13 protein-coding genes are annotated in these 12,990 nt (G+C 59.9%); 6 read left to right on the plus strand and 7 right to left on the minus strand.

The annotated features are described in order from the left end of the window. Positions 1 to 10 precede the first annotated feature (10 nt). The 7 genes from alr to rpsF all read right to left on the minus strand — a co-directional run bounded on the left by alr (position 11) and on the right by rpsF (position 5,190). On the minus strand, positions 11 to 1,105 hold the full coding sequence (gene alr / locus BN874_RS15550; protein WP_034435107.1) for an alanine racemase: 1,095 nt from the start codon (positions 1,103 to 1,105) through the stop codon (positions 11 to 13). After that, entirely contained in the window at positions 1,002 to 2,501 is a 1,500-nt protein-coding gene (gene dnaB / locus BN874_RS15555; RefSeq protein ID WP_081756446.1) for a replicative DNA helicase, read from the minus strand. Before dnaB ends, alr begins: the two co-directional genes overlap by 104 nt. Before the next feature lie 184 nt (positions 2,502 to 2,685). Further along, positions 2,686 to 3,135, minus strand: coding sequence for a 50S ribosomal protein L9 (gene rplI, locus BN874_RS15560; RefSeq protein WP_034435108.1), 450 nt, complete (start codon positions 3,133 to 3,135; stop codon positions 2,686 to 2,688). Positions 3,136 to 3,176: 41 nt separating this feature from the next. Then, positions 3,177 to 4,094 (minus strand): DUF2232 domain-containing protein, encoded by a 918-nt coding sequence (locus BN874_RS15565; RefSeq protein ID WP_034435109.1) that lies wholly within the window; start codon positions 4,092 to 4,094, stop codon positions 3,177 to 3,179. Positions 4,095 to 4,137: 43 nt separating this feature from the next. Beyond that, positions 4,138 to 4,362 carry a 30S ribosomal protein S18 gene (rpsR, locus tag BN874_RS15570; protein ID WP_034435110.1) on the minus strand — a complete coding sequence of 75 codons (225 nt, stop codon included), beginning with the start codon at positions 4,360 to 4,362 and terminating at the stop codon, positions 4,138 to 4,140. 18 nt (positions 4,363 to 4,380) lie between these two features. Further along, positions 4,381 to 4,719: a primosomal replication protein N gene (gene priB / locus BN874_RS15575; RefSeq protein ID WP_034435111.1), complete on the minus strand. Its 339-nt coding sequence runs from the start codon at positions 4,717 to 4,719 to the stop codon at positions 4,381 to 4,383. A gap of 9 nt (positions 4,720 to 4,728) precedes the next feature. Beyond that, on the minus strand, positions 4,729 to 5,190 hold the full coding sequence (gene rpsF, locus BN874_RS15580) for a 30S ribosomal protein S6 (protein WP_034435112.1): 462 nt from the start codon (positions 5,188 to 5,190) through the stop codon (positions 4,729 to 4,731). Positions 5,191 to 5,428: 238 nt separating this feature from the next. On the opposite strand from rpsF, the gene cobU reads away from it, so the two are divergent. The 6 genes from cobU (at position 5,429) to BN874_RS15610 (ending at position 12,979) form a co-directional block, all read left to right on the plus strand. Next, positions 5,429 to 5,947 (plus strand): bifunctional adenosylcobinamide kinase/adenosylcobinamide-phosphate guanylyltransferase, encoded by a 519-nt coding sequence (gene cobU / locus BN874_RS15585; protein WP_034435113.1) that lies wholly within the window; start codon positions 5,429 to 5,431, stop codon positions 5,945 to 5,947. Continuing rightward, a complete protein-coding gene (cobT, locus tag BN874_RS15590) occupies positions 5,944 to 6,987 on the plus strand; it encodes a nicotinate-nucleotide--dimethylbenzimidazole phosphoribosyltransferase (RefSeq protein WP_034435115.1) in 1,044 nt (347 codons plus the stop codon). The genes cobU and cobT overlap by 4 nt, the downstream gene beginning before the upstream one ends. Then, positions 6,984 to 7,589 (plus strand): histidine phosphatase family protein, encoded by a 606-nt coding sequence (locus tag BN874_RS15595; protein ID WP_034435116.1) that lies wholly within the window; start codon positions 6,984 to 6,986, stop codon positions 7,587 to 7,589. Before cobT ends, BN874_RS15595 begins: the two co-directional genes overlap by 4 nt. After that, a complete protein-coding gene (locus BN874_RS15600; RefSeq protein WP_154724973.1) occupies positions 7,589 to 8,320 on the plus strand; it encodes an adenosylcobinamide-GDP ribazoletransferase in 732 nt (243 codons plus the stop codon). The genes BN874_RS15595 and BN874_RS15600 overlap by 1 nt, the downstream gene beginning before the upstream one ends. A gap of 158 nt (positions 8,321 to 8,478) precedes the next feature. After that, positions 8,479 to 9,675 (plus strand): efflux RND transporter periplasmic adaptor subunit, encoded by a 1,197-nt coding sequence (locus BN874_RS15605; protein ID WP_034435118.1) that lies wholly within the window; start codon positions 8,479 to 8,481, stop codon positions 9,673 to 9,675. A gap of 1 nt (position 9,676) precedes the next feature. Continuing rightward, a complete protein-coding gene (locus BN874_RS15610; RefSeq protein WP_034435119.1) occupies positions 9,677 to 12,979 on the plus strand; it encodes an efflux RND transporter permease subunit in 3,303 nt (1,100 codons plus the stop codon). The last annotated feature ends 11 nt before the right edge of the window (positions 12,980 to 12,990 follow it).

Raw genomic sequence — 12,990 nt, forward strand, 5'->3', positions numbered from 1 at the left:
TTATTGATGCTCATGCGGTGAAATCCTCGACCGAAATAACCTGGATCCGCACCCGTGCCGTTATCCCGCACAGCAGGGCATAGGAAATAGTGCTAACGACCGCAGCAACCCGCTCCACCGGCAAGCCCTCGCCCCACAACACCACCGGATCGCCAATCCGGGCTTCGGGATGCCGACGCAAATCCAGCGTAATCATGTCCATGGACACCCGCCCGATCAAAACCGTTTCGCGACCATTGACCAAAACTGGCGTCCCGGAGGGAGCATGGCGCGGATAACCATCGCCATAGCCGACTGCCGCCACTCCCACATCCATCTCTTCAGGACAAATCCAGGTTCCGCCATAACCCACTGCTTCGCCTTGCCGCAGTCGGTTAATGGCAATCAAGCGCGTACTCAGCGTCATCACTGGCCGTAAATTCTCATCCGCCGCCAGGCTATCCACAAAAGGCGAAGCACCATACAGCATGATCCCAGGTCGCACCCAATCGAAGTGAGTCTGCGGCCAGCCGAGAATGCCAGCGGAATTAGCCAATGAACGCTCCCCCGGTAATCCAGCAGTAGCCGCATTGAAGGTTTGAAGTTGCTGGAGGGTGGCGTCGCAATCGCGCTCGTCGGCCCGCGCCAGATGACTCATCAGGCCCATCTGCGGCGCGACCGCCGGGCAGCTAAGCAATCGCTGATAAATCGCTGCTACTATCCCCGGTTGCAACCCTAAGCGATGCATTCCGCTGTCTATTTTCAACCAAATCCGCAGCGGCCATTCCAACCGGGTGCGTTCCAACATCAACACCTGTTCAGGATGGTGAACAGCGATCTCCAGGCGATGGCGGGCGCATAACGGCAACTCGGACGCTTCAAATACCCCTTCCAGCAACAGGACCGGACGATCAATTCCCGCCTCACGCAGGGTCAGCGCCTCTTCAATGCAGGATACCGCAAAGGCGTCGGCGTCCAGATTACGGGCCACTCGCAGCAGTCCATGGCCGTAGCCTTCGGCTTTAACGGCGGTCATTACCCGCCGGCCCGGCGCGGCTGCCCGCACCCGCCGAAGATTGTGAACCAGCGCCCCCAGATCGAGACGCACCGTGGTTGCTCGACTCATAACCGGAACCTGATGAGTGAAATTCGGGGATGTAGCTCTCGAAACGGGTGTACTGACCCATGAAGGTCAGCGGAACCATGCCGATGGGACCGTTGCGCTGCTTGCCGATGATAATTTCGGCTTTGCCTTTGTCGGGACTGTCCGGGTTATAGACTTCATCGCGATAGATGAAACAGATCAAGTCAGCGTCCTGCTCAATCGCGCCCGATTCCCGCAAATCCGACATGATCGGCCGCTTATCGCCACGCTGTTCCAGAGTACGGTTGAGCTGTGATAGCGCCAGCACCGGCACCGACAATTCCTTGGCCAAGGCTTTAAGCGAGCGGGAAATCTCCGAAACCTCAGTGGCACGGTTCTCCTTCGTTCCCGGCACCTCCATCAACTGGAGATAATCCACCACAATCAGCCCCAACTGTCCTTCTTGCCGATGCAACCGCCGCGCCCGTGACCGCAACTCGTTGGGACTCAAGCTGGAACTGTCATCAATAAACAGGCGAGCCTCGGACAGAATGGTTACGGTCGAAGTCAACCGATCCCAGTCCTGGTCTTCCAGTCGCCCAGTGCGCACCCGATGTTGATCGATCCGTCCCAGTGACGACACCAGCCGCATAATCAGGCTTTCCCCCGGCATTTCCATGCTAAAAACCGCCACCGGACACTTCACCTGAATAGCTGCATATTCCACGATATTCATTGCCAGGCTGGTTTTACCCATGGACGGTCGCCCAGCAATCACGATCAGATCGCCGCGCTGTAAACCGGCGGTCTTCTCGTCGAAATCAGCCCAGCCGGTGGGAATACCCGTAATGGGGTTATCGCGCTGGAACAGAACATCAATCCGCTCCACGGTACTCGCCAGCAAATCCTTGATGTTGGCGAAACCCTGCTGGGTGCGGGAACCCCGCTCCGCTATCGCAAATACCCGCTTCTCAGCGTCATCCAGCAGCGCCCGGCTATCACGACCTTTGGGATCGTAGGCGCTATCGGCAATTTCGGTGGCGGTGCGGATCAGCTCACGGCGCATTGCCCGCTCGCGGATAATATCCGCATAGGCGCGCACATTAGCAGCGCTTGGCGTGTCATGCGCCAGCACCCCTAGATAAGCGAACCCCCCCGCATCCTCCAGTTGTTTATTGTTCTCCAACCATTCAGCCAGAGTTAACAGATCAAACGGCTTGCTGTTTTCGGCCAGCCGGCGAACCGCCCGGAAGATTAGCCGGTGATCGTTGCGGTAGAAATCACTCTCATCCAGGCAGTCCGCCACCTGATCCCAAGTGGTATTGTCCAGCATCAGACCGCCCAACACCGCCTGCTCGGCTTCGAGCGAATGCGGCGGCACCCGCAGGATCTCGGCGGCGGTGTCCTTGCGATAGGGAAACGGCGAAACGGGCTGCATGACGGAACTCTCGGAAGGAACACCGGTGATCCGCCGCCCGCCGCGATCATCCGGCGGCACGGCCACGAAACTCCCGCGAAGGGGCGATAACCCATCCAGTGGGTCAATCACTGTCGGGCGACGCACACGGGGATTACTCCAGTGTAGTCGAGTTGCCCCCGGCGCGAGTGCAGCAGTAACGACTTCAGACCTCAGCAATAACGTTGACCCGGATCTGGGTCTTGATTTCATTATGCAGACGCAAATCCACATCATACTCACCGATCTGGCGGATCGACCCGGTCGCCAGCCGTACCTCATGCTTCTGCAACTCGATACCTGCAGCGGACACCGCGTTGGCGATATCGACAGCGCCCACAGATCCGAACAACCGGCCTTCACTGCCCGTTTTCACCGACAGGGTCACAATCAACTCGGCCAATTGCTCGGCTCGGGCTTTGGAAGTAGCCAGCCCCTCAGCAGCGATCTGCTCCAGTTCAGCGCGGCGCGCCTCGAAGCGAGTGACGTTGGCCGAAGTAGCCAGCGTTGCCTTACCCTTAGGGATCAAAAAGTTGCGAGCATAACCCGACTTCACTTTAACCCGGTCACCCAGGATGCCCAAATGGGCGACTTTTTCCAGCAGAATAATTTCCATCGTCGGACTCCAAAATTCGATTCGATACATCAATACGGAATTCAGCGCTGGCTCAAGCGTGGCTTGATGCGGTTGCGGAAATCGGCCCAAGCATCGGCGATACCCAACGCCATCACCCACTGCGACAGCAACGGAATCAGCAACAGGTAAAACAATAGCAACCAGGCTGGCGAAAGTTGCCACTTGAACGCTACAGCATGAATCAGGGCGATGCCTTGTAAGGTATACAGCGTACCCAGCACCAGCATGAAATTGATCAACAACGGCCAACCGGATAATACCGCTGCGCCGAATAACACCAGCATCAGCGTCGCTAGTGGTCGGCCTAAGCGCACTTGGTGAAACTCGGGTCGGAAGCCAGCCGGATTGAACAACACCGCCTGCCACCAGCGGCCCAAGATCAGCGCCAGTAGCACCAACAGCAGCGCCGCGCTCACTACCTGCCCCGGCAGGAACGGCACCCATCCCTTTAGCAATGCCAGCAATTGCTCCAGCATGGCCCGGTCTGCTTCCTGCCCTATGGACGCCAGCACCATCAGTTCCTGCTCCCACTGACTGAGTACACGGCCCCACCAGATCGCCGGATCACCCAGTACCGCATAGAAACCGGCCACACCCAGCACACCCAGCAGCGCCGCCGCCTGGAAGGTCCGGGACAGCGACACCGTGGCGCGCAGCACCAACGCCAGCAACCAGAGCGGTAGCCAGCCGATCAGTAATACCTCCAGCATCGGCCACGGCGTCCCTAATGCGATCCCGGTCAGACCGACAGCGGCCGGCCCGGCCAGCGCCATCAGCAACACACCCTCAATCGCACCTCGGCGCAACGTCACCAGCGCCAGCGCCGCACCTGACACCACCAGAACCGGTGGAAACAGCCAGAACAGCATTGCTGAGACCACCATCACCAGCACTGTGGCTGAGCGACCCCGCATCACGAAGGTAGCCAGTGCTTTCATGCTGAATGCACCCTGAGTCGGGCAAACCGCACAGCTAACCGGTTCAGTGCCGGTCGCAGTACGGAAGCAATGCCAAAAAGCGGGCGCGCTTGATCGCGACCGACAATTGCCGCTGGTAGCGAGCTTTGGTTCCGGTGATGCGACACGGCACGATCTTTCCGGTCTCGGTGATATAGTTTTTCAGGACCGCGATGTCCTTATAATCAATTTCCTTGACGCCTTCAGCGGTGAAACGGCAAAACTTTTTACGGCGGAAAAAACGGGACATGATGGTTAACCCCTAGGATCATTCAGATGAATCAGAATCGAGAATATCAATGTGAGCGGCGTGCACCACCACCCGGTATTCGCCTTCGCGGGAATTAGCACGACTGATAAACCCCCGTACCCGGACTGGAGTACCCTGCGGCAACCGCCCCACCGTGCGAGCGAACCCTTCGCCGCAGGCCATAACGGGTATGCGGCAATACGCCTCGCGGGCAACGCCGGCTTCCAGTTGTCCAGAATGATGTTCCAACAGGAAGCGGCTGATCGTCACTCCAGCCGGCGAGGTGCGAACCTCGCACGACCCCGCCAGTTGGCCGGCAATGATCAAACAGTTGTCAGCAAATGGCGCGGGCGGCATGGAACTCGCTCAGATGGCTTCGTCGTCGGCCTCAACCTCGTCATCAACAGGATCGCGACCGCCACGACTTCTGCGAGTATCACGGTCCTCACGGTCCTCACGATCATCGTGGTCGTCGCGGTCCTCACGATCATCGCGGGTATCCCGCTCGTCGCGGGATCGGATCAAAGGTGAAGGCTCGGTTTCAGGGCCGTCCCGCTGGATGACCAGGTTGCGGATGACGGCATCGTTGAAGCGGAACGCACTCTGCATCTCATCCAGCACCGTCTGGCTGCACTCGACGTTCATTAGCACATAGTGCGCTTTGTGAATCTTGTTGATCGGGTAGGCCAACTGCCGCCGGCCCCAATCCTCCAGACGATGGATCTTGCCACCATCCTCTTCGATCATCACCCGATAGCGATCAACCATCGCTTGAACCTGGTCGCTCTGGTCGGGATGGACCAGAAACACGATTTCATAATGACGCATGCACGGCTCCCTACGGATCATGGGTAGCCTCCCGCGTGAGCGATGAGGCAAGGAGTCACAGCCCGGTTCCGGGCCGCAAGGGGTAAGCATTCTAGGGGGAAAGCGCCGGGGGCACAATGCCGGACGATGCAGCGAATAACCGGCCAGCGCTTACCACCGATCCGTTTTGGCAATCCCCTGAAATCAACGATAATAGGTTGCCATCCCGGCAACGCCTTCGTAAAAATAGTCCCTTACCATGAAAGAATTCATCCTCGGCGGTGCCCGCTCCGGTAAAAGCGCCTTTGCCCAGCACCAGGCGCAAACCAGTGGCCTGAACGTGATCTACCTCGCTACCGCTGAAGCCGGCGATGCGGAAATGATCGCACGGATCGCCCGCCACCGCGCTGAACGTCCTGCTGGCTGGGGCTTGGTGGAAGAGCCGCTGGCACTGGCCGCTGCCCTGAAAACCCACGCTAATCCCAACCGCTGCCTGCTGGTAGACTGCCTGACCCTGTGGCTTAGCAACCTGCTGGCTGCCGGCGACGAACGGCTGTCCACCGAAATCAGCGCCCTGCTAGACACGCTTCCAGTCCTGCCCGGCCATCTCCTCTTGGTCAGTAACGAAGTCGGCCAGGGCATCGTTCCTGCCAACCCGCTGGCCCGCCGGTTTCGCGATGAAGCCGGCTGGTTGCATCAGGCTGTCGCCCGCCACTGCGACCGGGTCACTTTCGTGATCACGGGTCTACCCCTCACCCTCAAGGACTGCCCTGCATGAGCCATCACTGGTTTGACCCACCCATTGCCGCCCCCGATGCTGCTGTAAGAGCCGTCGCCCACGAGCGGCAAGCGCAACTGACAAAACCGCCCGGCTCGCTGGGCCGGCTGGAAGATTTGGGCATGACCTTGGCGGCGATGCAGGACACCCAACATCCCCGTATCGATAAACTCTGGATCACGGTGTTCGCCGGCGATCACGGGGTTGTGGCTGAAGGCGTTTCCGCCTTCCCGCAGGTGGTGACTGCCGAGATGGTGCGCAACTTTGCCCGAGGTGGTGCTGCGATTAGCGTATTAGCTAAAGCATGGAACGCACGGCTGGAAGTGGTAAACGTCGGCACCGTGCAACCGCTGGAAGACCTGCCGGGCGTGCTGGACGCACGGGTTGGCCCCGGCACCGCCAACTTCGTTCATGAGCCGGCTATGACGGTCGAGCAGTTGCACGAGGCGTTAGCGACTGGCCACGACGCTGCTGAACGCGCCGCGATTAACGGCGCACAGGTGTTTATCGGCGGCGAGATGGGCATTGGCAATACCACCAGCGCTACCGGCGTCATTTGTTCGCTGCTGGGCTTGCCTGCTGCGCAACTAGCCGGCCCCGGCACCGGTCTGGACGCCGCTGGCGTCATCCACAAGGGGCTGGTCATTGAGCGGGCGCTGGCTCGCCACCGCGACCCAAGCCCGCTGATCGCGCTGCAACGACTGGGCGGCTTCGAGATCGCTGCACTAACAGGAGCGTATTTGCGCTGCGGCCAACTGGGCCTACCAGCACTGGTGGATGGCTTCATCACCACTGCGGCGGCACTGGCGGCGGTACGGCTGCGACCGGAGCTGGCCGCCTGGCTGTTCTACGCACACTGTTCCGCTGAACCCGGTCATCGCCAAGTGCTGGAAGCATTGGGGGCAAAACCGCTGCTCGATTTGGGGATGCGACTGGGTGAAGGCAGCGGCGCAGCAGTGGCGGTGCCGATCCTGCGCGCCGCCGCTGCCTTACACGCCGGCATGGCGACTTTCGCCGAAGCAGGAGTTTCAACCGCATGAGCGATTTCACGACCGTGGACCTGCTGCGGCACGGCGAACCGGAAGGCGGCCAGAAATTCCGGGGCGCGCTGGATGACCCACTGAGTTCACTCGGCTGGAAACAGTTACGAATATCGGTCGGTGACTACCGTGACTGGCAAGTGATCGTCAGTTCGCCGCTGATTCGCTGCGCCGCCTTTGCCAAGGAACTGGCAGAGCGACTGGATCGACCACTGGAGATCGTGCCCAATTTTCGCGAGTTGAATTTCGGCGCATGGGAAGGCCGCACCAGCGCCGAGATTTACGCCGCTGATCCGCTGGCGGTGGCGCAATTCTGGCGCGACCCGGTGATGTACCCGATTACCGGCGGCGAACCGGTCAGCGATTTTGACCAGCGGGTCGGCGCCGCCTGGAATGCGTTGCTGGAGCGCTATCGAGGTCAGCAAGTATTGCTGGTCGCGCATGGCGGTACGATCCGGATGGTGCTGCGTCAAGTCCTTGATCTACCACTGCGTAACCTCTGGCGGTTCGAGGTACCCTACGCTGCACTGAGCCGGGTGCGGCGGTATAACGACCCGGACGCTGATCCGCAACTGGTGTTTCTTAACGGCCGCCCGGCATGATTCGACCGTTTGTGCTGGCTCTGCAACTGTTGACCCGGCTGCCGATCCCGTCCTCCAGCGCAGCACCGCGCCCTGAAGAGCTGGGGCAGTCGGTACTATGGTTTCCAAGCGTCGGGTTGCTGATCGGTGCGCTGCTGGCTGGGTTACAGATTGCGCTGTGGCGGATTGATTCCGAAGTGCTGGCGGCGTTGCTGCTGACGATCTGGGTGTTGCTGACCGGTGGTCTGCACTTGGACGGTCTGGCCGACAGCGCCGATGCCTGGATCGGCGGGCAGGGCGACCGCGACCGCACCCTGGCGATCATGAAAGATCCACGCAGCGGCCCCATCGCGATTGTCGTTATCATATTGCTGCTGCTCAACAAATTCGCTGCCCTGCACCTGCTGCTGGCCGGTGGTGCCTACCTCGCCTTGTTCCTGGCCCCGGTGCTGGGCCGCACGATTATCATCCTGCTGTTGATCACCACGCCTTATGTGCGTCCTGGTGGCTTGGGCGCTCCCTATGCGAACGCTCTGCCCCGGTTGAATTGTGGTCTGCTGGTGTTGCTGATTGCTGTTTTAACCGTTGCGTTGTTGAAATGGCAGGGCGGCGTATTGCTTATTACGCTAGGCATGGGTTTTTTCGGTCTGCGCCATTGGCTTCTGGCGCGTTTGGGCGGTACAACGGGCGATACTTTGGGTGCGGCCTGCGAATTGGCTGAAACCGTTGTATTGATCATGCTGGCGGGTTAAAAAAACGGGGATTCGGCCCGTTGTTGGAAATTTGGGCGAGGTTACTCTACAAGACTGAAACTTGTTTTTCCCCGAATAGATTGATTCATTACCCTCAAAAACATTAGTATTCTCTAATATACCGACTCTAAAACCCGTCAGGTTCAAGGGAGGCTGCCATGTCCATACCCGCTCGTCCACTGCTGTTGTGGTGCCTGTTAGCTGTCGCGCCGGGATTGCCCGTCGCCGCTGAAGTGCCGTTTCCAGTCGCCAAAGCCCAATTGCAAACCCTGCCCAGCGAACACGTCCTCGACGGCGTGGTTGAAGCAGTCAATAAAAGCACCGTCTCCGCTCAGACCGCCGGACGGGTTGAAGAAATCATGGTGGATGTCAACGACTTCGTGCCGCAGGGCGCGCCGATCCTCCGCCTGCGCAACACCGAGCAGCGCGCCGGTCTCGACCAGGCCCAGGCCAGTCTGCGCGAAGCCCAGGCCCGTTTTACCGAGGCTCAGGAGCGTACCGGCATCGACCAAGCCCAGGCCAATCTGCGCGAGGCGCAGGCCCGCTCCCTTGAAGCCCAGGCCGAATACAACCGTATTCGCAACGTCTACGAGAAACAGATGGTTTCCAAAGCACAGATGGACACCGTTACCGCCACGCTCGACGCCGCTAAAGCACGACTTGAAGCCGCTCAAGCCGGGGTCGCCAAAGCCAGGGATTCGCAACGTGCCACGCTCGACGCCGCTAAAGCGCGGCTCGACGCCGCTCAAGCCGGAGTCGCGCAAGCCAGGGAATCGTTCAGCTATACCACGGTCAACGCCCCCTACAGCGGGATCGTGCTGGAGCGCCATGTCCAACCCGGCGAAACCGTTCAGCCTGGCAAGCCGCTGATGACCGGATTTTCGCTTGACGAATTGCGGGTGATGGCCGAGGTACCGCAACGGCTGATCACGCTGGTACGCCAATACAACCAGGCGCGAATCCTGCGACCGCATGATGGCAAGAGTATCCCTGCCGAGAAACTGACCTTCTTCCCTTACGCCGATCCGCAAAGCAATATCTTCAAGGTCCGAATCTACCTGCCCAAAAAAACCGAGGGCCTTTACCCCGGCATGTTCGTTAAGACCGCCTTCCGGGTGGGTGAGGAGGAGCGTTTGACCGTGCCCCGTCAGGCGCTGGCCCAGCGCGGCGAGGTGAGCGGGGTCTATGTGGTCAGGGAGGGACAGGTCAGCTTGCGGCAGGTGCGGCCCGGCCGGATCGAGGGGGAGGTGATCGAAATTCTGGCGGGATTGGAGCCGGGCGAAGCAGTGGCACTGGACCCGATCAAGGCTGGGGTCTACCTCAAGGAACAGCAGCAGCGGACGGTGGAGAAATGAAATGAGCGATGCCGCTGAACCGCGCCTCGGCCTGTCCGGGGCGATTGCGAAAAAATTCCTGCTGAGTGAGATCACGCCATTGCTGGCGCTGGTCGGGCTGTTGCTGGGCGTACTCGCGGTGCTGGTTACACCCCGCGAGGAAGAACCGCAGATCAATGTCACCTTCGCTAACGTATTCATCCCTTTCCCCGGCGCCACCGCGCAGGAAGTGGAAAAGCTGGTCAGCAATCCGGCGGAACAGATGCTTGCAGAAATCGAGGGCGTGGAACACATCTACTCGGTGTCGCGGCCCGGCATGGCGGTACTGACGGTGCAGTTCAAGGTCGGTGAACCGCGTACCGACGCCATCGTCCGGCTGTACAACAAGCTCTATTCCAATGCGGACGGACTGCCGCCCCACCTCGGCGTCGGCCAAGCCATTGTTAAGCCCAAGGGAATTGACGATGTACCTATCGTCAGTCTGACACTGTGGACCGAAGATCCCCAACGCAGTGCCGATGATTTGGCGCGGGTCGCCCATACCCTGGAAACCGAATTGAAGCGGGTTCCCGGCACCCGCGATCTGTACACCATCGGTGCGCCCGACCGGGTGGTGCGGGTGCGCTTCGATCCAGCCAAGCTGTCCGGCTACGGGCTGGCACTGAGTGACCTACGCAGCGCGCTGCAAGCCGCGAATGCGTCCACCGACGCCGGAGCGCTGGTCAGCGATAATCGGGAAATTCCGGTGCAGGCCGGCAGTTTTCTGGTGGATTCGGAGGACATCGGCAGTCTGGTAGTGGGCTTGCACCAAGGCACCCCGGTCTATCTGGCCGATGTCGCCGAAGTTACCCTGGGACCGGATCAGCCGGAACGCTCGGTATGGCTGGGCACCGGGCCGGCGGCAAAAACCAACGGGATCAACATCCGGGGCGAATTCCCCGCCGTGACCCTCGCCATTGCCAAGAAACCCGGCGAGAACGCGGTGCGAATTGCCGATCAGGTAATAGCGCGGGTCGCGCAACTCCAGGGCACCGTCATCCCCGAAGGCGTCAACGTCACCGTCACCCGCAACTATGGCGTCACCGCCAACGATAAGGCGGTGACGTTAATCACCAAGCTGATCTTCGCCACTGGGCTGGTGATCGTACTGGTGTTGTTCGCACTGGGCTGGCGTGAGGCGTTCATCGTCGGCGCAGCGGTGATTCTGACCCTGACCATTACCCTGTTCGCCTCCTGGGCCTGGGGTTTCACTCTCAACCGGGTGTCACTGTTCGCGCTGATTTTCTCTATCGGCATTCTGGTAGATGACGCCATCGTAGTCGTGGAAAACATTCATCGCCATATCCAGTTGGGCGGGCGCAGTCTGGTTGACGCGATCCCGCTGGCGGTGGACGAGGTCGGTGGCCCCACTATTCTGGCGACCTTTACCGTGATCGCCGCCCTGCTGCCGATGGCCTTCGTTTCCGGGTTGATGGGGCCGTACATGAGTCCGATCCCGATCAACTCCAGCATGGGCATGTTGATTTCGCTGGCGGTGGCGTTCGTATTCACACCGTGGCTGACTTACAAGGTATTGCGGCGGGTAGTGGAAAAGCACCAACCCTCACCCCCAACCCCTCTCCCACCGGGCGCAGAGAGCGAAATACCTTCACCCCCAACCCCTCTCCCACCGGGCGCGGGGAGCGAGAATTTCTCCCACCGCCTGTTCCGGCGCGTAGTCGGGCCGTTCCTGCGTGGAAATCGTGGCCGACCCTTGCGCTGGCTGCTGGGCATTAGCGTTCTACTGCTGATCGGTGGCTCGGTCAGCCTTGCCTATTTCGAGTTGGTGGTGCTGAAGATGCTGCCCTTCGATAACAAGTCAGAATTCCAGGTGATCGTGGACATGCCGGAAGGGACCACGCTGGAACAAACGGCGCGGGTATTGGGCGAGCTGGGCCGTTCTCTATCCACCGTCGAGGAAGTCACTGACTATCAGGTTTATGCCGGTACCGCTGCGCCGATCAACTTCAACGGGCTGGTGCGGCAGTATTACTTGCGGGCTGGCGCTAACGTCGGCGATATCCAGGTGAACCTGGTGGACAAGAAACATCGCCAGCGCAAGAGCCATGAAATCGCCTTGGCAGTGCGCGGCCCCTTGCAGGAGATCGGCCAGCGCTATAACGCCAACGTCAAGGTGGTGGAAGTGCCGCCCGGCCCGCCGGTCATGGCCCCGCTGGTGGCCGAGGTCTACGGGCTGAACTATCCCGGCCAGATTCAGGCTGCCCAACAAGTGCGAGCGATATTCAGCGCCACACCGGATATTATTGATGTAGACGATACCGTGGAAGACCCCGCCGAGCGGCTGATCGCCCATGTGGACCGGGCGAAAGCAGCCTTGCTCGGCGTGTCGCAGCAGGCGGTCGCCGCCGACCTCAACACCGCTCTGCGCGGCGAAGATGTGAGCTATTTGCACTCGGCCAGCGCCAAGTATCCGATTCCGTTGCGGTTGGAACTGCCCACCGCCGATAAAGCCGCTATCGCCGAAGTGCTGAGCCTGAAAACCCGCAGCCAAAGCGGATCCTTGGTGCCGCTGTCGGAAATCGTGGATGTTGAAAAAACGCAGCGTGAGAACGCCATTTATCACAAGGATCTGCTGCCGGTAGTGTTCGTGTTCGGCGACATGGCCGGCCCGCTCGACAGTCCGCTGTATGGCATGTTTGAAATCTTCGCTGTCCTGCGTGATCAGCTTATCGGCGGTGGCACATTGGAACAGTCCTTCATCCGCCAGCCGGACAATCCCTATGGCTACAGCCTGAAGTGGGATGGCGAGTGGCAGATCACTTATGAAACTTTCCGCGACATGGGAATTGCTTACGGGGTAGGGATGATTCTGATCTACCTGCTGGTAGTGGTGCAATTCCGATCCTATCTGGTGCCGCTAATCATCATGGCACCGATTCCGCTAACCCTGATCGGGGTGATGCCGGGCCATGCCCTGCTCCACGCCCAATTCACCGCGACCTCGATGATTGGCATGATTGCGCTGGCCGGGATTATTGTCCGCAATTCGATCCTGCTGGTGGATTTCATCAATCTGGAAGTGGCGAACGGTATGCCGTTTCAGGAAGCAGTGATCCGCTCCAGCGCCGTGCGGGCCAAGCCGATTATCCTAACCGCATTGGCGGCTATGCTTGGCGCACTGTTCATTCTCGACGATCCAATCTTCCGGGGTTTGGCGATCTCGCTGATTTTTGGAATTATGGTGTCCACTGTGCTGACGCTGGTGTTCATCCCGGTGCTGTATTACGCAGCGTTTCGACGACGACTGGAATCGGCTACATCCTGATTGGAGTAATG

Source organism: Candidatus Contendobacter odensis Run_B_J11 (assembly GCF_000531125.1).
GTDB classification, from domain to species: domain Bacteria; phylum Pseudomonadota; class Gammaproteobacteria; order Competibacterales; family Competibacteraceae; genus Contendibacter; species Contendibacter odensensis.